The 23,598-nt window shown below is 41.8% G+C and carries 24 protein-coding genes and 1 pseudogene; 1 reads left to right on the top strand and 24 read right to left on the bottom strand.

Annotated elements, in window-relative coordinates; translation table 11 throughout:
• Positions 1-32: 32 nt before the first annotated feature.
• The 14 genes from LC048_RS06655 to LC048_RS06590 form a co-directional block, all read right to left on the bottom strand.
• Entirely contained in the window at positions 33-518 is a 486-nt protein-coding gene (locus LC048_RS06655) for a cell wall elongation regulator TseB-like domain-containing protein (protein ID WP_226602271.1), read from the bottom strand.
• Positions 519-580: 62 nt separating this feature from the next.
• Positions 581-751: a YpmA family protein gene (locus tag LC048_RS06650; RefSeq protein ID WP_084135367.1), complete on the bottom strand. Its 171-nt coding sequence runs from the start codon at positions 749-751 to the stop codon at positions 581-583.
• Positions 752-1,017: 266 nt separating this feature from the next.
• Positions 1,018-1,848: a ComEC/Rec2 family competence protein gene (locus LC048_RS06645; protein ID WP_226602270.1), complete on the bottom strand. Its 831-nt coding sequence runs from the start codon at positions 1,846-1,848 to the stop codon at positions 1,018-1,020.
• A gap of 104 nt (positions 1,849-1,952) precedes the next feature.
• A complete protein-coding gene (gene dinG, locus LC048_RS06640) occupies positions 1,953-4,745 on the bottom strand; it encodes an ATP-dependent DNA helicase DinG (protein ID WP_306049789.1) in 2,793 nt (930 codons plus the stop codon).
• Between the two features lie 208 nt (positions 4,746-4,953).
• Positions 4,954-5,340: an aspartate 1-decarboxylase gene (panD, locus tag LC048_RS06635; protein ID WP_226602268.1), complete on the bottom strand. Its 387-nt coding sequence runs from the start codon at positions 5,338-5,340 to the stop codon at positions 4,954-4,956.
• A gap of 23 nt (positions 5,341-5,363) precedes the next feature.
• Positions 5,364-6,212, bottom strand: a complete 849-nt coding sequence (panC, locus tag LC048_RS06630) for a pantoate--beta-alanine ligase (RefSeq protein WP_306049787.1) — start codon at positions 6,210-6,212, stop codon at positions 5,364-5,366.
• Entirely contained in the window at positions 6,209-7,045 is an 837-nt protein-coding gene (gene panB / locus LC048_RS06625; RefSeq protein WP_226602266.1) for a 3-methyl-2-oxobutanoate hydroxymethyltransferase, read from the bottom strand. Before panB ends, panC begins: the two co-directional genes overlap by 4 nt.
• A gap of 243 nt (positions 7,046-7,288) precedes the next feature.
• Positions 7,289-8,284, bottom strand: coding sequence for a biotin--[acetyl-CoA-carboxylase] ligase (locus LC048_RS06620; RefSeq protein WP_226602265.1), 996 nt, complete (start codon positions 8,282-8,284; stop codon positions 7,289-7,291).
• A complete protein-coding gene (locus tag LC048_RS06615; protein WP_264188405.1) occupies positions 8,245-9,453 on the bottom strand; it encodes a CCA tRNA nucleotidyltransferase in 1,209 nt (402 codons plus the stop codon). Before LC048_RS06615 ends, LC048_RS06620 begins: the two co-directional genes overlap by 40 nt.
• Complete coding sequence (bshA, locus tag LC048_RS06610; protein ID WP_306049784.1) at positions 9,450-10,589, bottom strand: N-acetyl-alpha-D-glucosaminyl L-malate synthase BshA; 1,140 nt, start codon at positions 10,587-10,589, stop codon at positions 9,450-9,452. The genes LC048_RS06615 and bshA overlap by 4 nt, the downstream gene beginning before the upstream one ends.
• Positions 10,586-11,302, bottom strand: a complete 717-nt coding sequence (gene bshB1, locus LC048_RS06605) for a bacillithiol biosynthesis deacetylase BshB1 (protein ID WP_371932047.1) — start codon at positions 11,300-11,302, stop codon at positions 10,586-10,588. The genes bshA and bshB1 overlap by 4 nt, the downstream gene beginning before the upstream one ends.
• Entirely contained in the window at positions 11,283-11,714 is a 432-nt protein-coding gene (gene mgsA / locus LC048_RS06600) for a methylglyoxal synthase (protein WP_226602263.1), read from the bottom strand. Before mgsA ends, bshB1 begins: the two co-directional genes overlap by 20 nt.
• Before the next feature lie 10 nt (positions 11,715-11,724).
• Positions 11,725-12,525 carry a 4-hydroxy-tetrahydrodipicolinate reductase gene (gene dapB / locus LC048_RS06595; protein WP_226602262.1) on the bottom strand — a complete coding sequence of 267 codons (801 nt, stop codon included), beginning with the start codon at positions 12,523-12,525 and terminating at the stop codon, positions 11,725-11,727.
• A 15-nt stretch (positions 12,526-12,540) separates the two neighbouring features.
• Complete coding sequence (locus LC048_RS06590) at positions 12,541-12,855, bottom strand: nucleotide pyrophosphohydrolase (protein ID WP_226602373.1); 315 nt, start codon at positions 12,853-12,855, stop codon at positions 12,541-12,543.
• Between the two features lie 294 nt (positions 12,856-13,149).
• Between LC048_RS06590 and LC048_RS06585 the strand changes: the two are divergent.
• A pseudogene (locus LC048_RS06585) lies at positions 13,150-14,023 on the top strand (YitT family protein).
• A gap of 30 nt (positions 14,024-14,053) precedes the next feature.
• Here the strand turns inward: LC048_RS06585 and LC048_RS06580 are convergent.
• From LC048_RS06580 to LC048_RS06535, 10 genes are all read right to left on the bottom strand, one after another.
• Positions 14,054-14,734 (bottom strand): zinc metallopeptidase, encoded by a 681-nt coding sequence (locus LC048_RS06580; RefSeq protein WP_306049782.1) that lies wholly within the window; start codon positions 14,732-14,734, stop codon positions 14,054-14,056.
• 61 nt (positions 14,735-14,795) lie between these two features.
• A complete protein-coding gene (gene ypjB, locus LC048_RS06575; protein WP_306049780.1) occupies positions 14,796-15,593 on the bottom strand; it encodes a sporulation protein YpjB in 798 nt (265 codons plus the stop codon).
• Between the two features lie 71 nt (positions 15,594-15,664).
• The gene (locus LC048_RS06570; protein ID WP_306050464.1) at positions 15,665-16,258 is read right to left on the bottom strand and encodes a lipoprotein heptaprenylglyceryl N-acetyltransferase LhaT; all 594 of its coding nucleotides are present in this window, start codon (positions 16,256-16,258) and stop codon (positions 15,665-15,667) included.
• A 248-nt stretch (positions 16,259-16,506) separates the two neighbouring features.
• Entirely contained in the window at positions 16,507-17,265 is a 759-nt protein-coding gene (locus LC048_RS06565; protein ID WP_306049778.1) for a menaquinol-cytochrome c reductase cytochrome b/c subunit, read from the bottom strand.
• 68 nt (positions 17,266-17,333) lie between these two features.
• Complete coding sequence (qcrB, locus tag LC048_RS06560; protein ID WP_102263395.1) at positions 17,334-18,008, bottom strand: menaquinol-cytochrome c reductase cytochrome b subunit; 675 nt, start codon at positions 18,006-18,008, stop codon at positions 17,334-17,336.
• Positions 18,009-18,011: 3 nt separating this feature from the next.
• Positions 18,012-18,518 carry a QcrA and Rieske domain-containing protein gene (locus LC048_RS06555; protein ID WP_306049775.1) on the bottom strand — a complete coding sequence of 169 codons (507 nt, stop codon included), beginning with the start codon at positions 18,516-18,518 and terminating at the stop codon, positions 18,012-18,014.
• 156 nt (positions 18,519-18,674) lie between these two features.
• Positions 18,675-19,130: a YpiF family protein gene (locus LC048_RS06550; RefSeq protein ID WP_226602257.1), complete on the bottom strand. Its 456-nt coding sequence runs from the start codon at positions 19,128-19,130 to the stop codon at positions 18,675-18,677.
• A gap of 1,489 nt (positions 19,131-20,619) precedes the next feature.
• Complete coding sequence (locus LC048_RS06545; RefSeq protein ID WP_226602254.1) at positions 20,620-21,174, bottom strand: ReoY family proteolytic degradation factor; 555 nt, start codon at positions 21,172-21,174, stop codon at positions 20,620-20,622.
• A 42-nt stretch (positions 21,175-21,216) separates the two neighbouring features.
• Positions 21,217-22,482, bottom strand: a complete 1,266-nt coding sequence (locus LC048_RS06540; protein ID WP_306049772.1) for a tetratricopeptide repeat protein — start codon at positions 22,480-22,482, stop codon at positions 21,217-21,219.
• 84 nt (positions 22,483-22,566) lie between these two features.
• Positions 22,567-23,472, bottom strand: a complete 906-nt coding sequence (locus LC048_RS06535) for a hypothetical protein (protein ID WP_306049770.1) — start codon at positions 23,470-23,472, stop codon at positions 22,567-22,569.
• Positions 23,473-23,598 lie beyond the last annotated feature (126 nt).

Below are 23,598 nucleotides of genomic sequence, written 5' to 3'. Positions count from 1 at the left end.
AACTTCTTGAATCAAAAATTCGCAAAATGGAATCACAAATTATCAATGGCTCTCAGTTTCTCACCCGTATCAAAATCGACATAATAATAATTTATTGTATCGTTACTGTTCCGGTAAAATATTTCCCATGCCGGCCTGTCCGTCTTTTGAATTCTAGCCATACCGAGCCTTACATCAATAATTTCGTTAGGATTTTTTTCCTGATATAGTTTATTTAAAGCTTCTTTTTTCGTGATACCATTTTTTACATTTCTTGTGATAACTTCACTGTTTTTTTCATTGATCCAAACATAAACATCTTCCTGCTTGGAATTCTTACCCATCATCACATAATACGTCTCTTCACCACTATACAAACTGAAGTTTGTAAAATCTGATAGGTTCGTTTCTTTTAAGGCAATTTGGACAGCCTCTTTTTCAGCTGCCTTCACTGGCTCAACCGCGTTTAAGTATACATTGACCAGAATCCCCACAATTGTAACAACAATGAGGATACTGAATAATATCCATTTCTTCACTTGTATCCCCTTCTTTATGTATGCTCAATTACAATGACTAATCAAGACAACAGCTGAATTAATCAAGTACGATAAATAGTGAATATTGCTTTTTCTTTATCGTCCTGATCCAATGCAAGACCAAACATGAGGTCATCGCGTTTTAAAGTTCTGTTTAGTGCATCTACAATTTTATACAAATCAGGACTATTCTGTACTTTTACAGTCGAAACTACTTCAATTTTGCTTTCCATGTCCGCTACCTCTCCCTTCACACAATTTTTGTCATTTATATATGAGCGTTCAGATGGCAATAATACAATTAACACCACTCATTATATCAGGGGATGATCCTCACTGGTAAGAGTAAGTGCCGCACACCGAACAATTCAAAAAACTTATCTAGTCCACACATCAAAAATGGCTGCGCGATTTGCGCAGTTTTTCTTTGCCCCATTTATGATTTCGACATGAATTTCCAGCGAAAATAATATAAATTCACTGCACATCAAAACAGCTATTATTCTTCACTAAATATCGTGATGACATCATAGGTGGAATCGGTAAGCTTAATTGTAACAGTACCATGCTGCTTTGTGAAATAAACATCAATCCAGGCTTCATGCAGCATCTCCACTAAATCCGGATCAGGTTTAATCGAATTCGATTTGAAGATGATTGCTAGCTGAGGGTCGAGATGCTCGATCAACAAATCTGAAAAAGACCCTTTTGCAGCAAAAAACGGCACTTTGACAATATTGACATTCTTCAATGGTTCTGCAAGAAATGCTTGTTCAGAAGCATGACTAGCTGAACTAATATAAAAAATTTGATGATGGAAGAATTGAAAAGAGATGTCTGTTCCTTCTTTTTCTTCACTGCCATCGAAAATGACTTCTGCAGTCAGCCCTGGCACTAGTTTTATCAAATCTCCCTGCTTCCAGCTTTGGACCTTCACTTCTGTCGGGATTGGAGTTTCAGATAGAACCTGATTGCCAGCTTTTCCTGTAAATATTCTCTGGACATGATATTTCTGGATTATTTGATCGAGGTTTTCATGCCCCGCATTCTCTGTTAAGATAATCGTCGATAATTCATTAACATGAAAAAGCGTAAGCAGCCGCTCAAGTTCTTTGAATGTTCCATCGCCACCTGTATTCACCAGTATGTTCTCGCCATTAGCATGCTGAATCAGTGCGGCCTCTCCATCGCTTATTGCTAAAAATGTATAAGCCAGTTCGTTTCTTTTTAGATTGACATCTACCCCTTCAACCTCAACAGGAGCAGAAGGAGATTCATAAGGGAAATAATACCAATTCATAAATGCCAGGATTGCTACTAACAGCTTCATGTACACTCCTCCAATTACTTCTAGCTTTAGAGTGCGTCATTTAGCTGAAATTATAAAAAGCATTTTAAAAAAAGAAGTTCTATGTTATCTTTCACGCAACAGGACTAAAGCCAATCATGAATCATGTCGACTATTTCTGTTACAGATCCTTTTTCGACAGGAACATCAGGTACCGATTGTAAAAAGGCTCTTCCATAAGATGTGGTAACAAGCCTTCGATCAAAAATAAAAATAAGGCCTCTATCGTTTGATGTCCGGATTAGCCTTCCAAACCCTTGCTTAAATCTCAGGACGGCTTCAGGCAGGGATAATTCAGAGAATGGGCTACCGCCGTTTTCCTTGATTAACGCACACTTTGCAGCTGTTATTGGATCATCAGGTGGTGTGAATGGAAGTCTCACGATTATCAAGCATGATAGATCCTCACCTGGAATATCAACACCTTCCCAGAAACTGCTGGTGCCGAATAAAATCGCTTTGTCGAACCGTTTGAAGTTCCTTGTCAGCCTTGTTCTGCTGCCAGCAGTAATCCCCTGGGCAATCAGAATAAATTCTTCAAGAAGGCCGCTATCCTTTATCAGTTCGTAAGTCTTTTTCAGCATTTCATGAGATGTGAACAATATCAGCATTCTGCCTTTAGTTGCTTCTGCAATTGAAATGATATGTTCTGTTATGGCTGCCACATAATCATCATTAGATACAGACTTTATATCCGGCAAGTCATCAGGGACAATGAGCTTGACCTGGGACTCATAGGAAAATGGCGATGGAATTTGCTTTTCCATCAGCGTATTTCGCAGTCCCAATTCCTTTTTAATAAAGGTGAAGGAGTTATTCACAGAGAGGGTTGCTGATGTAACAACAACGCTTCTTTTTGTTGAAAAGAATTGTTCTGACAAATAATCAGATACATAAACAGGGCGTGAAAAAATGGTCGTAGAATTTTGCAAAGCCCTCGTATCTGCCTCAATCCATCTTACATACCCACTTTCATCTATAAAAAGCGTTCTAGCCGTAATTCGGATTTTTTCCAAGTCTTCTGTAACTGAAACAACCTCTTCAAGAATTGATTGCTGCATTGCGGTATAACGATGAGGGCTTTTCCCCGCCTCATCAAGTCTTCCTTCCAGACTGGTGATTAAATCTTTTAAGAGGAAATAAAATCTTTCTGCGGTTGTTTTCAATGCAGTCCAAATACGGTTATCCTTGTCCGGAACCATGCTTGCATTCAATTTGCTGCCATAAGATTTATTCTTCACCGCTTTTCTGGCATAAGTTCCTGCAAGCTTGAAGAGTTCTTCTGTTTCATATACCAAATCAGATATCAACTGATTGATTTCAAACGTATGAAGCCTGCTGTTTCCCGCATAGCCAATATTGTTAATCAATGTCTCCAATTTATAGAACAACTGATTTTGTTCATATAAACCAAGCTGATTAAGTACAAGCCTGACTGCCAGATAGTCCAGTGACTTGCCAAAATACTTTCCTGCCGCCTTCTCGAATTGATGACCCTCATCAAGTACTGCATAGTCATAATTCGGCAGCGGACCCTTCTCGGAAACAAGGTCGGCAAGCAGCATGGAATGGTTAGTGATCAAAATATCCGCATTATGCGCTTCTTCAATTGCCCTTTGATAAAAATCATAATCCTCCCAGTGCTTCGTCTTGAGGAAAAGCGCGCGTTCATTTTTCACTTTACTCCAGAATAGCATGCCTCCGCTGGACAAATTAAGTTCATCAAAGTCTCCAGTTTCTGTTTGCGTAAGCCAGACTAGGATTTGCATTTTAGTTAGGGCTGTATCGTAATTCTCCTCTAACTCCCTCAGAGAGTGCTCAAACCGGGCCATGCTAATATAGTTGTTCCTGCCTTTAATCAACGATGCATTAATGGTTGTACCCAATACCTTACCCAGTTTTGGGATGTCATTGAATAGAAGCTGTTCCTGAAGCTGTGTTGTGTATGTACTAATTACAACCGGATTGTTACTCTCCAATGAAAAAATTGCTGCTGGTATCAAATAACCAAGTGACTTTCCTACACCTGTTCCCGCTTCAATCAGAGCATGGCCATCGTGTGAGAATGCTTCACGAACGCAGTCCATCATCTCAAACTGTCCATGCCTGATCTCATATCCTGAAAATGCCTTTTGGAGTAAAGACTTCTTATCCTCCACTGATTCGGGATACACAACAGCACTTTGGGTAAATTTGCGGGTCTCGACTCTCTTTTTCAAGGCAATCCCACGGTAAACCTCAATCTGTTCAGGCAAGACCTCAAGACTACGCTCCTTCACATTTAAAACATCATCAAATATTAAGTGAAGGTCACTCTTAAGTCCTTCTGAAAGCTTTGCCAGTTCCTTGACTGTGACGATCGGCAAAGCGTTTAAATCTTCAAGCATAATCAGAAGCAACTCTGCCGTCACTTGAGCATCACTATCGGCTTGGTGAGGGCGGTCATGATGCAAGCCTTCCCTTGCGGCTAAATCAGTCAGTTTATAACTGTCAGCAGTCGGATACAGGATTCTTGCCATTTCCACAGTATCTATAACTGGTCCATAAAAACTTTCCTGACCTGACTTTAATAATTCTTCTTGTAAAAAAGAAAGATCAAATAAGACATTATGAGCCACGAAATAAGCATCTTCAAGCATATCAGAAACGTGTGGAGCGATTTTCTCAAATAATGGAGCATCCTTTACCATTGATTCAGAAATTCCTGTCAACTCTTCAATAAAAGCAGGAATCTCCTGCAAAGGATTAACAAGCGAGGAGAATCGGTCAACGATCTTCCCATCCTCTATGACCACTGCTCCAAATTGTATTATACGGTCCCCCTTTTTAGGAGAGTTGCCCGTTGTTTCTAAATCTACAACCACAAATTTTTGGCTCATTCTTCAATACACCTCTAACATTCAGTCAAACAAAACCGTATCATAAAATATATGAAAGTGGAAGCGTGACAGGCGGTATCGTCCCAACTCAGAAACTTTCCCCTTACAGTCCTACCCCTATTATTACCATTACTGTCTCTTTTGGATTATTCTTTTTTCGTTGATTGCCGTATGAAAAAACTCCCGATGATCCGGGAGTTTTCTGGCTCTATAGGAAAACCGTTCTTTCAGGTTCAGCATGGAGCATTTCAACTATGCGGTTATTCTCATCCATCAATGCTACTTTTGGCTGGTGAGACAGAACCTTCTCTTCAGGGACAAGCGCATAGGAGATGATGATTACAACGTCACCTTCATGAACTAGACGTGCTGCTGCACCATTCAGGCAAACCACTCCGCTCCCTCTTTCCCCAGGAATAATATAAGTTTCGAAACGCGCTCCATTGTTATTGTTAACAATTTGAACCTTTTCATTACCTACCATCCCGACTGCGTCGAGGATATCGGTGTCGATCGTGATGCTGCCGACATAGTTCAAATTGGCTTCAGTTACTCTAGCTCGATGTATTTTAGCATTCATCATGGTGCGGAACATGGAATATAATCCCCCTAAATAAATTATTCTACTTCTAAAATGATGTTGTCAATCAGCCTTGCCTTCAAAAACTTCACCGCAAGGGCAATGATCACTTTTCCCTTCACTGTCTCTAACTCTTGCAGCTCAGGATAAGAATAGATTTCAATATAATCAACGATACCTGACGTATTCTCATGGATATGATGTTTCATCATTCCAACAAGTTCATCCGGATTTCTTTCGCCTCTTCCAATGGAGAGCCTCGCCATCTCCAGGCTTCTGCTAAGTTCAACTGCCTGCTGTCTTTCATCTTCCCTTAGATAGACATTCCTCGAACTTTTTGCAAGGTCATCCTCTTCACGAACTGTTTCAACCTGAATCAATTCTATTGAAAAATTGAAATCCTTGATCAGACCATCGACGACAGCGACCTGCTGTGCATCCTTGAGGCCAAAATATGCCCTCGTTGGCTGGATGATATTAAACAGCTTGATTAAGACAGTTGCTACCCCGTCAAAATGTCCGGGCCTTGATTTACCGCAAAGGACATTTGTGCGGTCAACTACAGTTACTTTTACCGAAGCATTATCCGGATACATTTCCTCAACAGATGGATAGAAAATGAAATCTACTCCCTGATCCTCCGCAATTAGATGGTCACGTTCGAAATCACGTGGATAGGCGTCCAGATCCTCCGCAGGACCGAATTGAAGGGGATTCACGAAAATGCTCAGGACAAGAACGTCATTTTCCGGACGCGCCGTCTTCATCAATGATATATGTCCTTCATGCAGGAAACCCATGGTTGGAACATAACCAATGGATTTACCTTCAGATTTCATTTTTTGCATCTGTTCCTGCATCTCGGTGATTGTTCTAATGATTTTCATTCTTTTCCCCCGTACAATGCCTGCAATTCTTCTTCTTTCATGGTAAAGCTATGTTTATCTTCCGGGAAGGCCTTAAGCCTTACTTCTGCAACATAGGCACTGAGCCCGGAAGAGATTAGTTCATTCACATTCGTATATTGTTTCACAAATTTAGGTACCCTGTCCACGCCATAAGTGATTATATCGTGGTATACAAGTACCTGTCCGTCAACCTCCGCTCCCGCCCCGATACCTATCGTCGGGATAGTAATGGCCTGGCTGACCTGTTCGGCTATCTGTTTAGGGACGCATTCGAGCACGACTGCAAAGGCTCCTGCCTCTTCGCATTTTTTTGCGTCATCAATTAATTTTTTTGCTGCATCAGCGCTTCGCCCCTGGACTTTATAACCACCTAGTACCCCGACAGACTGCGGAGTGAGGCCAAGATGCGCTACTACAGGAACTCCTGCCTTGGTCAGTGCGTTTATATGATAAATGACCTCATCAGCACCCTCTAATTTTACGGCATTTGCCCCTGTTTCCTGCATGATTCTTGCAGCGTTTATAAGCGTGTCTTTGACTGACAGATGATAACTCATAAATGGCAAATCGACAACGATGAATGTATTGCCTGCTCCTCGCCTGACAGCTTTCGAATGGTGGATCATGTCCTCCATTGTCACTGGTATAGTCGAATCATAGCCGAGCACCACCATTCCAAGGGAATCGCCTACAAGGATTAAATCAGCTTCGGCCTGTTCGGCATGCTTGGCTGAAGGATAATCGTAGGCTGTCACCATGACGATCTTGTTGCCTGTTTGCTTCATTTTTAAGAAATCAGTTGTTTGTTTCATTTTCGTTCCTCCCTTTTTTTGAAGAGGAGATAAAACAATCCATCAATGCCAGACACTAAAAAAGGGCCCATCTATGCCAGAAGGACCCTTTGAAGCCTGTACTTGTTTCATCCCTCTGTCCCAGTCCGCTTCCGGATCCAGGCAGAACTATTTTTTTATAAAATAAATCAACAAGGTGCAGTTCTCTCGATACCGCCCAGATTGATTATAGCAAATGACTGCTTTTTTGGCTATATAAGTGTATTAACCTTCTATCTGAATATCTGCGGAGTAAATGTTGTGAATTTCCCCTTTTGCATCCTCAATCAAAAGAACTCCGTCTTCAGTAATCCCGATGGCTTTCCCTTTGATTTCCCCATTCAGGGTTCTTGCAGTAATTTGCTTGCCGATGCTTATAGCGTAGCTTTCCCACATTAGCTTTATCGGGAAAAAGCCTTTTTCCAGATAAAGCAAATACAGTTTTTCTAATTTTTCAAGTATGGTCCTGATCAACTTTTCTCTGTTTACGATTTTTCCAGATTCAATGGCGAGCGACGAAGCGATTGTTCGGATATCTTCAGGGAAATCTTCTGTGCCTGAATTGACGTTGATGCCGATTCCAATAATGATTGAATTAATCCGATCTGATTCAGCCTGAAGCTCAGTTAGGATTCCGGTAATTTTCTTGCCGTTAATGAGAATATCATTCGGCCATTTTATTTCTGGCAATAGGCCTGTTACTTCCTCTATAGCCTGCACAACTCCCACTGCAGTGATCAAGGTCAGCTGCGGAGCCTTTGGGATTGGGATTTTCGGCCTGAGGATGATGCTCATCCATATACCTGTTAATTTGGGAGAATGCCATTTCCGGTCCATCCTCCCTCTCCCTGCAGTTTGCTCTTCAGCAATCACCACAGTTCCCTCTTCAGCACGATCATAAGCAAGTTTATAAGCAATTTTTTGAGTGGACTCCACGCTGTCATGATAGTGCAAATTCCTGCCAAGAAATTCAGTGTTTAAACCGAGGGTTATTTTATCTGCGGACATATTGTCAGGAATTGAAATGATTTTGTATCCTTTTCTTCTGACCGCCTCAAATTCAAAACCTTCCTTGCGAAGCTCCTCGATATGCTTCCACACCGCGGTACGTGTACAGCCGGCAATGTCAGCCAGATGTTGCCCGGATAGATATTCAGTTTCATTTTTCGTAAAAGCATCTATCAATTTCTTTCTGATCTCAGATTGGACGCGCTCAGCCATTCCTTTATTTTCTCCTTCTCATTTGGCACGATGCCATAAATTACAGAACGTTCGATTTCCTCAAGAAACTCTCGCAGCCAGGGACCAGGCTGTCTGTTCAGCCAGGACATAACATCATTCCCCGTAACATTCAATTCCTTTCGATGCTTAATTGGAAGCACCCCATGCAATTCCCTGATTGTTTCAGTGCTGTCACTGATATTTTTAAGGGAGGCATACACTATTTCAGCGCTAATGGCATCTTCCAGCCCTGCATTATAAATCGATTCCAATTTCCAATCATTTTCGAGACGATATACTAACAAAGAATGAATTTGTTTGATCCTTTTAGTTTTTTGGACTGGAAGCTTCCATCCTCTCAGAAATCCGTCAATTTCTTTATCCTTCAGTCCTAATTCAGATACCAGCAGAACCCATGATTCCACTAACTGGATTTTTTCTCTAAATAGTTTTGAAAAACGTATTACTTCTTCCTTACGACCTTTCAATCCAGGCAAATATTGAATCATCCCACTCTTCGCCAGCAATTGGACCGCTTCGCTTCTGTCTGGCCCAATAAGCAATTTCTCGAATTCTACAGTTTTGCGTTCTACCGCTATGTTTTCCAGTAGATGACAGAGACCCGCAAGCGATTCCAGGGTCTGTTTTCCAATCGAAAAAGATAATTGTGACTGGAATCTAACAGCCCTCAGCATCCTCAATGCATCTTCACCGAAACGTTCATCCGGATTGCCTACTGTCACAATTTCTTTTTTATTTATCGCATCTTTGCCCGAAAAAGGATCAATTATGGTCCCTTCTTTGTCCATAGCTATTGCATTCATCGTGAAGTCACGCCGCTGGAGATCCTCATTTAATGACCGGATAAAAGAAACTTTGTCCGGTCTTCTGAAGTCGCTATACCCTTGCTCGGAACGGAAGGTCGTTATTTCATAATGCTCACCTTTATAATGTACAAGAATGGTTCCATGTTCAATTCCTACATCAGTAGTTTTAGGGAAAATTCCTTTTAGCTCCTCCGGTAATGCTGAAGTAGCTATATCAACATCGGATATTTCGCGACCGAGGATGTAATCCCTGACAGACCCGCCGACAAAATACGCTTCATACCCAGCATCCTCAATTAACTTAAGGACAGGCACTGCCTGTATGAATGGCTGACCAATCATTGTTGATCCTGCCTAATGAGATTATAGTAGATGCTTTCATATTCAGATACTATTTGTTCAGCGCTAAAGCTCTTTTCTGCCCGTTCAATCGAGTTCTCCGCAAATTGCTTGTGAATTTCCGGATTTGAGAGTAATTCAATAGCTTTTTCCGTTATCTCTTCGATATGTCCTAATTCGCAAATGTAACCTGTCTTTCCGTCCACAATCACTTCAGGTATACCTCCTACATTCGTACCAATACAAGGGACGCCGCAAGCCATTGCTTCTAAAGCTACTAACCCGAAACTTTCCTTTTCGGAGAGAAGAAGCATCAAATCACTTAATGAATATAGTTCCTCTACCCTCTCCTGTTTTCCAAGCAGCAGGACTTTGTCGCGAATCCCCAATTCACTCGCAAGATTGCATACAATCTTCATTTCCGGTCCATCCCCTACAAGTAAAAGCTTAGCCGGCATTTTTTCTGCGATGCCTGCGAATGTTTTGATCACATCCTGGACTCTTTTAACAGGTCGGAAATTGGATACATGGATGACCACTTTCTCTTCAGGAAGGATTCCAAATTCATTTCTTAGTTCTGAGGAATCTGTCCGTTTATTGATCCGAGTGTCTATGAAGTTGTACACACAGCCAATTTCTTTGTTTGGTTTGATCAAATCATGAGTTTGCTGGATGAGAGAATTGGACACAGCTGTAACGTAATCCGATTTTTCAATCCCGAATCGTATGGCATCAGTGAGTGATGGATCGTATCCAAGTACAGTAATATCCGTGCCATGAAGCGTTGTGACAATCTTCAAATCACGCCCGCTCATCTGGCGAGCCAATATAGCACACACAGCATGAGGAATGGCATAATGGACGTGAAGAACATCTAAATTCTCCAAAACTGCGACCTCTGCAATCTTGCTGGTCAGCGCAATATCATATGGAGGGTATTGAAAGACTGAGTATTGATTGACTTCAACTTCATGAGAATAAATATTTCGGTACATTTTTTTCAGGCGAAAAGGAAGACTCGAGGAGATGAAATGAATCTCATGACCTTTCTCCGCCAGCAGCTTCCCGAGTTCTGTTGCGACAACACCAGAACCACCTACCGTGGGATAGCAAGTGATGCCTATTTTAAGTTTCTTCATTTTCCTTCCCCTAACAAATCCTTGTGGATTAACATTGGTTTTTTGGACACAAAGCCTTCTGCGTATGCGACACCAGCTTCCTTGCCGAATAATTTCTCGCGTGCCTCTACTGTTTCGATATAGCCGTTCACAAGCGGGGTGTCAAATGTGCCTGCCCCTTTCATGAACTGGCTTTTGTAAGCATTCAGTGCATTGATTTTTAAATGGATATGATCCGATACATCAACTAGAAAATCAGGTTTATGGAATCCATTGATCATATAAAAATATAAAGCTTTTGGCCTGTGTGGCTTTAGCCCGCTCTCTTCATCATATTTTCTTACTGCTGCCGAAAAGACCGCCTCCTCAACAAGGCGGGCACAGCTGCCATGGTCAGGATGACGGTCATCAAAATAAGGTGCAAAAACTATGTCCGGTGTGTTTCGCCTGATCACTCTAACAATTTTCTTTATGTATTCTTCCTTTAAATATAAACCTCTATCAGGCATATCAAGCGCTTCTCTCATCTTCACTCCAAGAATGCCAGCTGCTTCTTCTGCTTCTCTGCTCCTGATCTCTACAGTTCCATTTGAAGACATTTCTGCTTTGGTCAAATCACAAATCCCAATCGATTTACCTTCAGCAGCATATTTTGCAATTGTACCAGCCATCCCGATTTCCACGTCATCAGCATGGGCACCAAATGCCAGTATATCAAGCTTCATTGTTGCCATGTTCATCACCAGTTTCTTCTTTCACTATATTTCGCCAACCAAGGTCTCCTCTTTCAATTCCCTTTACAAGAATCTCCGCTGTTCCCATATTGGTCGCAAGTGGAACCGAATATACATCACATAACCGAACCAAGGCTGTCACGTCAGGTTCATGTGGCTGGGCAGTCAATGGATCCCTGAAGAAAATCACTGCATCCATCAGATTGTTGGCAATCCTTGCACCAATTTCCTGGTCACCGCCAAGTGGACCGGATTGAAACCTTGTCACTTCCAAACCCGTTGCTTCAATGATCCTCAACCCAGTGGTTCCGGTTGCGAATAAAGTATGCTCTTCAAAAATCTCCTTATAAGCGACAGCGAAACCTACCAGATCATCTTTCTTTTTATCATGTGCAATTAAGGCAATGTTCATGGTTTCTCCTCTATTCTATGATATTCTCTAATCCGTACACAAAAGCATCCATTTTCATGACTGTATCTACTGCAAGCTTGACACCTGACATAAAAGAATTTCGATTGTATGAATCATGGCGGATCGTCAATGTTTGTCCGTCAGCACCGAATAAAACCTGCTGGTGGGCTATCAGTCCAGGAAGCCTTACGGAATGTATGTGCATACCTTCATAATCCGCACCGCGGGCACCTTGAATGGTTTCCTTTTCGTCAGGATGTCCTTGTGTTTTCTGCTCACGTACCTCAGATATCATTTGTGCCGTTTTTACTGCGGTACCAGATGGCGCATCAAGCTTCTGGTCATGGTGCATTTCAATAATCTCCACGTCATTGAAGTACTTGGCAGCCATTTGCGAAAATTTCATCATCAAAACGGCCCCGACTGCAAAGTTTGGAGCGATGATGCAGCCTGTTTCCTGTTCAGCACACAACTGTTCAAGTTCTTCAAGGTCTTCCTTACTGAAACCTGTTGTCCCAACTACCGGGCGAACTTTATATTTCAATGCGGTCTTTGTATGGAACATACCTACCTCAGGTGTTGTCAAGTCAATTAGTACATCTGGCCCAACTTCCTGGAGACATTTCTCAAAATCTGTATAAATTAAGGCATCGCTCGCTGGAAAACCCTCGAGCTCGCCAACTTTCATACCTTCATATTTCCTGTCAACAACTCCCACAAGTTCATATGTGCCGGTACCAAGCACTAGATTGACAGCCTCTTTTCCCATTCTTCCTCTAGGTCCTGCAATAACAATCTTTACTTTTTCCAATATATCTCGTCTCCTTTAGCTGTCTTTTCTCGTCCAACGGTCCTTGTCCCTTGTATTGAACTTCTCCATAACCATATTATGAGCTTCTTCAAGGTCTATATTTAAAGAGTTGGCAAAACAAATCATTACAAAAAGCATATCTCCCAGCTCTTCTTCTATTGTCTTTTCTGTTTCATCATTTTTCTTTGGCTTTTCTCCATAACAATGGTTTACCTCACGAGCCAGCTCCCCGAGCTCCTCGGTCATGCGTGCAGTCAAAGCAAGCGGACTGAAGTAACCTTCTTTAAATTGGCTTATATATGTATCCACTTCCTGCTGGAGTTCTTTCATTGTTTTATTTCCACTCAAGAAACTCACCCAACCTTTATATGTATGTTTTCTCTATATCGATGTTAGCTTAATGGAGGTGCTTTGACAAATATTTTTATTTCAGACTAATCATAGGCAATCACCAATAAAGCTTATTTCAACCTATTACTCTCATTACAAAACAGGCCTTAGAACATAGAATATTTCGACTCTTTATGCCCCTCCTGTAAAAGATTGCCCTTGTTGGTTATATTTTATATAATATAGACGCTTTATCAGGTAATTTTTAGTCGTACTAATTAGGAGGAATTCATCGTGCTTACCGGCCTAAAAATTAAAAATATCTTTTTCATATTGTTTGGTGCGGCTATTTTTTCATTCGGCCTCGTTCATTTCAATATGCAGAATAACCTTGCAGAAGGTGGTTTCACCGGTATTACGCTATTGCTTTATTTCGTATTTGGATGGTCTCCCCTCCATTACTAACCTATTATTAAACTTGCCGCTTTTTTTCATTGGATGGAAGCTGCTTGGGCGGAATGTGTTTATTTATACAATTATCGGCACTGTAGGCGTATCCATATTTCTGGCGATTTTCCAAAAATATCAAATTGAAATGCCATTGTATGAGGACTTATTTTTAGCGGCTTTGTTTGCGGGTGTGTTCATCGGTATTGGGCTCGGAATCATTTTCCGGTACGGAGGAACTACAGGCGGAGTCGACATTATCGCAAGGCTGGCTCAGAAATATTTTGGATGGACTATGGGCAGGACAATGTTCATGTTTGACTTTGGTGTCATAACACTTTCACTAATTACATACTTGAACTACAGGGAAGCCATGTATACACTAGTAGTCGTTTTTGTAGGAGCGAGGGTAATTGACTTCATGCAGGAAGGTGCATACGCCGCCAGGGGAGCCATGATCATCTCGGACAAAAATGAGGATATCGCAGCCAAAATCATGAAAGAAATGGACAGGGGCGTCACCAGCCTGAAAGCTGTAGGCTCTTATACAAGAGCAGAAAGAGATGTTTTATACTGCGTGGTTGCCAAAAATGAAATTGTCCGCTTGAAGAGTGTCATTAATTCAGTGGATCCCCACGCATTTGTATCTGTGACCGTTGTTCACGATGTCCTGGGTGAAGGATTTACGCTTGATGAAAATAAACTGCCTCTAGAAAGATAAAAAAAATCCGGATGATTATCCGGATTTTTTTTAATCTTCACTACTAGTCATGCCTGTGTAAATCATTACTAAACGAGCAAGTTCAAGTACCGCTACAGCTGCGGCAGCTACATAAGTCAAAGCTGCTGCATTCAATACTTTCTTCGTTTCTCTTTCTTCATCATTCCTGATGATTCCTGCTGATACTACTTGCTCCATTGCACGGTTCGAAGCATTGAATTCGACCGGCAAAGTTACCAGTTGGAACACAACAGCTGAGGTCATGAAAAGGATACCAAGCAACAGCAATCCGCTTAATTCAGCGAAAATACCAATCAGGACCAGGATCCAGGAGAAGTTTGAGCCCAGGCTTGCCACTGGAACAAGCGCATGGCGGAACCTGAGGAACGCATAGTCTTCAGCATCCTGCATCGCATGGCCTACTTCGTGAGAAGCAATTGCAGCTGCTGCTACTGAATGACCGAAAAAGTTATCTGAAGATAAACGGACAACCTTTGAACGTGGATCATAGTGATCACTCAAGTAACCTCTGGTTTCCTCGACGCCAACATTGTATAGACCGTTATCATCCAGGATTTTACGCGCCACCTCTGCACCCGTCATTTGGGACGAAGAAGCAACCTGTGAATATTTTTTGTATGCCCCTTTTACCTTAAATTGAGCCCATAACGGGATCAAAATAATTAGCGCAAAATAGATTATTATCGACATCTAGTACCTCCCATTACATCTCTTGATGTTATCACTATTTTATAAATACTAGAATAAGGTGTCAATTCTTATGTTCTTTTTGGACATTTTTCTTTTTATCATAATCACCTTTATATTTTCTCCACCCTACATAGGACAATGTAAGAATTATGATGCTTCCAGTAGAAATCATTACCCACCACAATGATGGGTCTGCTTCATCCTCAGTCATATCATCAAAAATGTTCTGCAAATCCGATTCTAACCCTTCTAGTTCTTCTTGACTGGAAGCTTCCTGCAACACCTGAGACCGGTACTGATCGATAAAGCTGACCTTGGCATCTACTTTTTGGATTCTTTCCGGGTTGATGTCAATCTTCAGGCTAGGATATATAACATTGTATAAGGAAAGGAAAGAATTAAGGTTTGAATGAAATTGATCATTGTCACCCTCATAGGCAGCAGTCTTCATATCATTAAAAACCGTCATGATAGGTCCTTCCATCTCTGTCCATAATGGCTGATGAGTGGAGGCAATCGCATCAATCACAAGCCTGAACTTTGTAACTCTGTTCATCCTTTCAGCATGTCCCAGATCAGCGTTTGCTACCGCCTCAACAGCTTCATCATGCGCCACAGTAATAATCCGCAGTTCATCCATAGTGAATGGCCTTCCATCTCCTGTGACTAGCAGGAATTCTTCCGAAAAATGATTCAACAGTCTGTTAGCGTCTTCGTATCGGTGGAGTTTCACCATTTGCAATGCTTGGTCTGATATATTGTCCAATTCTTCAACAGGCGACTGTGGTTCTGCATATGCTGCAAACGGCGCAAACAATAATAAAAGCACCGAAATGATTAATAGATATTTTGCTCTCATTCCTGTCCCCCCCCTCTAAATACTATTAAAATGTATGAGAAGGTGGACAAGGTTAGACCAAAATTCAAGGGTTATCTTGAGTTTTTTAGTGAAAGTGAGAAACGGCCCGGCCGCAGGGCGAAGTAATATCCAACGGCTATTGAGAAAATACTTAACCAAAATGTAAAGTAACCGATCTGGTCCATATACAAATCTAGCGTATGGTACCTTGGCATCATTTCAAAAACATAATCAATGATTTCATTATGTAGAAGAACAACTGCAGCTACAATCAAATGCCATGGTTTTATTCGATAAAAAGGTGCATATAAGACACCTTCCACTGCCATGGCAAAATGGGAAGCCATCAACATTAGCCCAATCCAATCAAGCTGACCTGAAACGAAGAATACCATTAAGTTCATCACTACCGCCCAAAGGCCATACTTGACTAGGCTAACGATAGCCAACGCTTCCATAAGCGGCCAGTTTTTACCCATCAAGAATGCCCCTAAAACGAACACAAAGAATAAGCTCGCAGTTGGACTATCCGGAACGAAAAGAAGAAATTTCGGCGGAGTATCGACAAGCTGCCACTTATACCAATAATACCCGTAAGCAGTCCCGAAAACATTCACCCAAAACAACAGCCATAATACGGATCTATTTCCTAGTAAAGGGTATATTTTTTTTTATCATTTTGAAAATCTCCATTCCCAAGTTTTCTATTCCTATTATTACAGCTTATAGAAAATAAACCAAGTTTTCCTTGGCTTTTTTCGTTAAGTGCTTTTATGTATTTAATTTAAACCCTGTCCATTATTCATCCTTAAAAAGTTTGCTGCTTCATGTAGGCTATAATTTCCATATCAGTCTTTTTACACAATGGGCATAAAAAAGAACCTGCAAGTTACCTTGCAGATTCTTTGACATATTACTCGCTAAGGTCATCGATGAATTCAGCAAGAGTCTGAAGTTCCTCGTCGGATCCTTTGAAGACCGCAGGCATGCTTCCTTTACCATTTTTGGCAACATCAGCAATTTCTTCTGCACTCATTTTACTATCCAATAGACTCGGAGCTGTAGCACCGCCGGCAAACTCACCGCCATGGCATGAAGTACAAGTTTGCGCCTGTGCAATTTTGTACCCATCAGAGTTCTTGTCAATCTCAACATCGACAATCGCCCCCTGCTTCTTTGCTGCTTCCCAGTCATGGTGGGCAACAGATTCCCATGTAAGGTAAAAGACTGAAGCGATCGACAACAGCATAAAACCAGTTGCAAGCGGACGCTTTGATGGGCGGCGTTCCGGACCGCGGTCAATAAATGGAGCCAGCAGTAGTGCTCCAAAAGCAAGACCCGGAATAACCAGTGCTCCGATTACTGTAAATGGACCGGAAGCATAAGAATATTTAAGCAATTGATATAAGAATAAGAAATACCAGTCTGGCAATGGAATATACCCTGTATCAGTAGGATCGGCAATCCTCTCAAGCGGAGACGGGTGAGCAATTGTCAAGCTCAAGTATCCGATGAGGAAGACCGCACCAACCATCCATTCCTTCAACAGGAAGTTTGGCCAAAACGCTTCCGTTTTACCAGGGTATTCCGAGTAGTCTTTCGGAATATTAGGCTTGCGTTCAGCAGGAACACGAGAGTCTCCTACGAACTTCATACCTTTACCACGATGCATCGAGCAATCCCCTCCTTTTTCCGTATCATTGAGCGAAACTCAATTCGCACAATCTTTTCATTCGAATTTTACAATGGACCAGAAATACCTTGCTTACGAATCATCAAGAAGTGCGCTCCCATTAAGCCTAATAATGCAGCAGGCAGGAAGAATACGTGAATCGCGAAGAAACGAGTCAAGGTTTGAGCACCAACAATTGTTGAATGTCCAGAAAGCAATATTTTAATGTAAGGCCCAATCAATGGAACAGCCTCTGCAATTTGCAATGTAACCTTAGTTGCGAATAATGCTTTCATATCCCATGGAAGCAAGTATCCTGTCAAGCCAAGAGCCAGCATGACGAAGAAAATCAGAACTCCGACAACCCAGTTCAATTCACGAGGTTTCTTATAAGCGCCCTGGAAAAACACGCGAAGCGTATGTAAGAACATCATAACGATAACAAGGCTCGCACCCCAGTGATGCATTCCGCGGACAATTTGTCCAAACGCTACCTGGTTTTGAAGATAATAAACAGATTCCCAAGCATTCTTGATGTCCGGCACATAATACATTGTCAGGAACATCCCTGATAGAATCTGAATGACAGTGATGAAAAACGTCAGACCGCCAAAGCAATACACGAACGCAGAAAAGTGGTGCGCCGGGTTAACGTGCTCAGGAACCTCATGGTCTGCGATATCGCGCCACAAAGGCGTAATATCTAAACGCTCATCTACCCAATCGTAAATTTTGTTTAACAAAGATTACGCCCCCTTTCGTGGTTCGGCTTTTCCTACATAAAGGAACCCGTCTTTTTCTTTTGTTGGATATACATCCAATGGTGCCAATGGCGGTGTGCCCTTTACGTTTGTTCCATCCTTTTCGTAAAGGCCGTAGTGGCAAGGACAGAAGAATCTGTTTTCATTTTTCTTATCCGTATTCCAGTCTACAACACAGCCAAGGTGTTTACATACTGGCGACAGGGCAATAATTTCCCCGCCTTCGTTCTTGAATACCCAAGCAGTTCCAGTTTCTTCCGATTCATACCATGCATCTTTTTGTGTGAATGAAAAGTTAACTTTTTGCGGTTCATTTGTGATATCTGCGATTTTCAATGGTGTCGCGATAAAATCTCCCGCATCCTCACCTTTAAGTACAGGATCAACGGCAAATCGGACCATTGGCATCAGCATCCCTGCAGCCATGAAACCGCCTACACCTGTTAGAGTATAGTTTAAGAATTGACGTCTTGAAACACGATGCTTACTCACGCTATTCCCCCCTCTATTCCCAAGTTAAGTCCCCAACGGACATAATTTAAACACATTTTAAAACTAGGACATAACCATGATATATCAATCTCATTACAAAATCAATATAATACTATGTTGAAAACATTTTTTGCAGTGATAAAAATAACATCAAGATTACTCCTCTTGCCATTTCTCAGTGAACAAAGATAATAGCTGATTCACCTGGTCTTCCACGATAGCCACCTTTTGCTGCTCCTGCATATGTTCCAAAGACAATGACGGCATCCACAGCAGGTTACCGGTTAACTCCTTCTCTTGCTGCCTCCAGCTGCTGTCAGAGGTAATATAAAACACATGCTTGAACTGCTTGTCCAATAAAGTGTCTTCCCATTCCTTCAAGGCTTTTATGCTAGCTTCATGTCCTTTTATGTATACAAAATCAGGAAATAAGAAGATACGACCTTTAAACTGCTTTTCCAGCTGTGTAGTAATGATTCCTATGAACTCTGCCATCGAGGCGTTTTGTTTCATATCGGCCCCAAAAGAAACTGGCAATAGCGGCACAATCGCCGTGTCTACATATTCTGCAGCTTTCTGGTACATCTCAACATCTGCAGCCACCCATTTCATAAAACCAACTCCATCATTCTATTAGGCCGCTGTCGTTTCTATTTAAATGAGTTACATAAGATACTCTACGACGAAAAGCCTGCTAATCAATCCATACCTATAATATCACGATTAAAACTCGTTTTCGAATGGTTTGTCAGGTTTGGACATTTCCACGGCTCCTCCATTGCGTTTTATCTGAAGTGAGAGTTGGTTCGGACATTTCGAAGGTCACTCCCTTGTGGTTTTGTCCGAAGTGAGGGCAAGTTCAGACACTTCAACCGCTCCCACCTTGAGTTTTGTCCGAAGTAAGGGCAAGTTCAGACACTTCCGCGATTCTCCCTTGTAACTTTGTCTGAAGTTGGATCAGGTTCGGACATTTCAACGGATCTTCCCTTGGGTTTTGTCTGAAGTTGGATCAGGTTCGAAAATTTCAACGGACCTTCCCTCTTGTTTTGTCCGAAGTAGAATCAGGTTCGGACATTTCAACGGACCTTCCCTCTTGTTTTGTCCGAAGTTGGATCAGGTTCCCCTCTTGTTTTGTCCGAAGTAGGATCAGGTTCGGACATTTCAACGGATCTTCCCTCTTGTTTTGTCCGAAGTAGGATCAGGTTCGGACATTTCAATGGACCTTCCCTCTTGTTTTGTCCGAAGTAGGATCAGGTTCGGACATTTCAATGGACCTTCCCTCTTGTTTTGTCCGAAGTAGGATCAGGTTCGAACATTTCAACGGCCTCTCCCTTGAGTTTTGTCCGAAGTTGGATCAGGTTCGGACATTTCAAAGGACCTTCCCTTGTGTTTTATCTGAAGTAGGATCAGGTTCGGACATTTCAAAGGTTCTTCCCTTGTGTTTTGTCCGAAGTTGGATCAGGTTCGGACATTTCAAAGGTTCTTCCCTTGTGTTTTGTCCGAAGTTGGATCAGGTTCGGACATTTCAAAGGTTCTTCCCTTGTGTTTTGTCCGAAGTTGGATCAGGTTCGGACATTTCAAAGGTTCTTCCCTCTTGTTTTGTCCGAAGTAGGATCAGGTTCGGACATTTCAAAGGTTCTTCCCTTGTGTTTTGTCCGAAGTTGGATCAGGTTCGGACATTTCAAAGGTTCTTCCCTCTTGTTTTGTCCGAAGTAGGATCAGGTTCGGACATTTCAAAGGTTCTTCCCTTGTGTTTTGTCCGAAGTTGGATCAGGTTCGGACATTTCAAAGGTTCTTCCCTCTTGTTTTGTCCGAAGTTGGATCAGGTTCGGACATTTCAACGGATCTTCCCTCTTGTTTTGTCCGAAGTTGGATCAGGTTCGGACATTTCAAAGGTTCTTCCCTCTTGTTTTGTCCGAAGTAGGATCAGGTTCGGACATTTCAACGGATCTTCCCTCTTGTTTTGTCCGAAGTTGGATAAGGTTCGGACATTTCACACCAGCCCGTTCAGTTCTTTTCCAAAAGAAAATAATTTTGCTCCAAATCAGCGACACAAGTGCTAATAACAGACAAAATAAAAAGCCTGCTAATAAAAAGCAAGCTATAACGAATTGACTGCGCCCAATCTTTTTAATTGTTCTGTAAGATGTTCGAAGGCTACCTGGTCCTGGCTGTCCAGTGCTTCATCGATCAAGGTAAGCAGTTTGTCTTTTTGGAATTTTTGAATGCTTTCCTCAAGAAATCTCTCTGCTACCATCTTGTCACTTTCGCTGATTTGGAGCTGACCTGGAACATAAGGGTTTTCTTCCAGCACGGCCGCAAACTGATGGGCTTTGTTTGAAGCGTGGAAATTCAATTGGATATAAATTTCTTCTTCCCTGTTCAAACGAATGTCGTGGAAAGACTTTTCAGCATCTGTCGTCATCACGTTTTCCTTGAAGAACCGGAATGGCACTTCCTCCACGCAATGGGTCGACATCACTAATCCCCTTGGGCAATATTGGGCATTTTCCACAAAGTGCACTTTTTCCATCAGCTGGTCATGGCTCATCAAGTAGTTAAGGATCCAAACGCATTCCCGCCTTTTAAGCTGGTAATGGTTTAAAAACCAGCGGATAAAATCCTTTTTCTCGTTGACAGATACAGGGGTTGTCATTTTTGAATCCCTCCTCTGCATAACTCATTTTTTTTGTTAAGCTTACTGATTCTCCGTCATGCGTTCCAATAATTCACGGAATTCTTCATTGCCAGGTTCTTTTTCAACTAACTTACTAAAAATTTCGGCGGCGTCAGCCATTTTTCCTTCTTCAATTAAAAAATATCCGTAGTCTGTCAAAAATTCTTTGTTGTCTTTAAAGAAAGTATATGCGAGTTGGTATTTGTTTAATGACTGTGAAAAGTCTTCCATTTGCTGGTAAGCAACTGCCTCATCCCAAAGAATTTGCGGTTCCTCTTCTTCTTCGTGGATGTCAGCTGCCCTCACAAGCTCAAGTACATCTTCATATCGTTCCTGTTTGAGCAGCAGTTTGTTCAGGACAAGGACTCCCTCCATGAAACCTGGATCAAGAGCAATCGCTTCACGAAGCAATTTTTCGGCAGCTTCTTCATCGGGAATTTTCAATGCTAATTTGCCGCCATAAAAGTATAAATCCTTATTGAACTCATCCTGCTCGATTCCCTGCTTCACTGCATCGAATGCCTCTTCAACCAGTTCTTCCCGCTCGTAAGCTTTGGCAAGATAAAGGTAAAGTGAATGGTATTCAGGATCAAGGGCTTTTAGTTCCTCAAACTTTTCGATTGCCGTTTTATTATAGCCTGCCTGCAATGCTGTAAAAGTATAACCGAACAATGTATTAATTTCCAGTTTTTGCTCAAGTGCTTTTTCATAATAATGAAGTGCCTCCTCAAACGATCCGCCGGCACTTAACGCTTCGGTCAATCGCTGGTTAATGTTCACTCCGCCAATCTCTTCATGCAACTTAAGAACCGTTTCGTAATACACGATTGCCTCAACAAGTTTTCCCTGGGAAGCGTACAGCTCACCAAGTGCAAAATCAATGACCGGCTCCTCCGGTAAAAGCCTTTTAGCTTGAAGTAGCTTTTTTTCACTCACTTCAAAAAGACCTTCCATCTGATACAGGTCAGCCAATAGAAGCAGCGCTTGAGGAAAAGAAGGGTCCTCTTCGTCAACTTTTTCAAGCGAAAGCATTGCCTCTTCCTCTTTGCCCATTTCGATCCGGGTTTCAGCGAGCAATACATGGAGTTCGCCCTCATCGGGATAATTCTTTAATAAACTCTCAATTAAAGTCTCCGTTTCTTCCATGAAACCGAAACGGAATAGCTCCTCAGAGAGCAGGAATTTTTCTTCGTCGCTGCCCTTTTCAAGAATTTCTTGATAGGCAACCATTGCTTTTTCAAGCTGTCCATTTTCAATATATTTTGTAATTTCTTCTACTGCGACCATCTCTATCATCCTATCCTTACTTCAGGCTGATCTATATTTTCCAGTTCACTTACAGCTGATTAACTAGCAATGCCTGAAGAGTTTTTAGTAATTGTCTGTAAAAAATCCTGGTGTCTTAATTATAACATTCTCTCCCTTTCCTGGCCGATAATAAACCTCGGCACCTGCGCGAATGACTTTTCCCTTGTCCACAGTCACCGCAAGATGCTTCGATTGAAAAAACAACCCGTGCTCATCACGGTATTTTGTTTCGAGGCTTCTGGAATAGAGATTATAGCTGAGTTCTCCGCCACTATGCAAATTTGATTTTTCAGGGAAGATTCCGGTCTTCTTTAAAATCGACCTTGACACAGGACCTGGATTCGATAAGTCTTCATACACCGCAGGAACCTTCTCCTTTTTCATCAAACCGCTCCAGGCATTAAGCTGAAGCTGCCTTCCTTTCTTATGCTTACTTTCAGGGAATGTTGGAATGATTGGACAGTTATAAGGAAACAGCGCTTCCTTAATCCATCCCCATGGCATCGTATTCAGAGTGTCCATCTCGTCGATCTCCAGAAAAATCGCTGGTACTTTCATCTTCTTACACTTCCTGATAAATCCAGGTTTCAATATTCGAGGCGGAACGCTGACCCGTAGAACAAAATCGATTGGGCTGTCTAGCAAATCACTTCTCGCCTGCTTAAGCTTTTCTTCGAGCTGCCGTTCAAATTGGATCTTTACTGTTGTGAATACAACGGTGCTTCCCTTTAGAATAAAATTATTCAAGTAATATTCTTTTCTTTCTTTAAAAGATTCCTTCATTGGGAGGTTCGTATCAAAGAGGACATGGGTTGGGGTCATGATATAGTTGTCAGCATCCATCCTCATGCAGTTATATCGTTCACAATTGGATGTTGTCGATATGATTCGCTGGTCCTCCACCAGTATATTTGTATCTGTGAAAGCTTGTCCTTTCAATAGATGGACATTCTCTATCATGTATGCCATAAAACCACTCCTTTATCGGTCTTATGACAAACTATGCAGAAATCCCGAGAATATAACGACGGCAGTTCTTTTTATAGATTTTACAAAAAGACAGAAGGCCATTCATTTATCATGATTGGCCTTCTA

The organism is Mesobacillus subterraneus, from assembly GCF_020524355.2.
Classification (GTDB): Bacteria; Bacillota; Bacilli; order Bacillales; family Cytobacillaceae; genus Mesobacillus; species Mesobacillus subterraneus_C.
The sequence above is the reverse complement of the archived record's forward strand: the minus strand, read 5'-3'. Positions and strand labels throughout refer to the sequence as shown.

Coding starts and splice junctions, on each gene's coding strand:
- LC048_RS06565 (WP_306049778.1), bottom strand. CDS start 17,265: ATGCATCGTGGTAAAGGTATGAAGTTCGTAGGAGACTCTCGTGTTCCT.
- LC048_RS06590 (WP_226602373.1), bottom strand. CDS start 12,855: ATGAAAGAACTCCAGCAGGAAGTGGATACATATATAAGCCAATTTAAA.
- LC048_RS06620 (WP_226602265.1), bottom strand. CDS start 8,284: ATGGCTGAGCGCGTCCAATCTGAGATCAGAAAGAAATTGATAGATGCT.
- LC048_RS06540 (WP_306049772.1), bottom strand. CDS start 22,482: ATGGTCGCAGTAGAAGAAATTACAAAATATATTGAAAATGGACAGCTT.
- bshA (WP_306049784.1), bottom strand. CDS start 10,589: ATGAAGAAACTTAAAATAGGCATCACTTGCTATCCCACGGTAGGTGGT.
- LC048_RS06545 (WP_226602254.1), bottom strand. CDS start 21,174: ATGACAACCCCTGTATCTGTCAACGAGAAAAAGGATTTTATCCGCTGG.
- LC048_RS06615 (WP_264188405.1), bottom strand. CDS start 9,453: ATGATTGGTCAGCCATTCATACAGGCAGTGCCTGTCCTTAAGTTAATT.
- LC048_RS06650 (WP_084135367.1), bottom strand. CDS start 751: ATGGAAAGCAAAATTGAAGTAGTTTCGACTGTAAAAGTACAGAATAGT.
- ypjB (WP_306049780.1), bottom strand. CDS start 15,593: ATGAGAGCAAAATATCTATTAATCATTTCGGTGCTTTTATTATTGTTT.
- panB (WP_226602266.1), bottom strand. CDS start 7,045: ATGAAACAAACAACTGATTTCTTAAAAATGAAGCAAACAGGCAACAAG.
- LC048_RS06645 (WP_226602270.1), bottom strand. CDS start 1,848: ATGAAGCTGTTAGTAGCAATCCTGGCATTTATGAATTGGTATTATTTC.
- LC048_RS06535 (WP_306049770.1), bottom strand. CDS start 23,472: ATGGCATACATGATAGAGAATGTCCATCTATTGAAAGGACAAGCTTTC.
- LC048_RS06580 (WP_306049782.1), bottom strand. CDS start 14,734: ATGTCGATAATAATCTATTTTGCGCTAATTATTTTGATCCCGTTATGG.
- dinG (WP_306049789.1), bottom strand. CDS start 4,745: ATGAGCCAAAAATTTGTGGTTGTAGATTTAGAAACAACGGGCAACTCT.
- bshB1 (WP_371932047.1), bottom strand. CDS start 11,302: ATGGCAACAATGAAGCTTGATATACTGGCATTTGGTGCCCATGCTGAT.
- LC048_RS06550 (WP_226602257.1), bottom strand. CDS start 19,130: ATGAAATGGGTGGCTGCAGATGTTGAGATGTACCAGAAAGCTGCAGAA.
- panD (WP_226602268.1), bottom strand. CDS start 5,340: ATGTTCCGCACCATGATGAATGCTAAAATACATCGAGCTAGAGTAACT.
- panC (WP_306049787.1), bottom strand. CDS start 6,212: ATGAAAATCATTAGAACAATCACCGAGATGCAGGAACAGATGCAAAAA.
- mgsA (WP_226602263.1), bottom strand. CDS start 11,714: ATGAACATTGCCTTAATTGCACATGATAAAAAGAAAGATGATCTGGTA.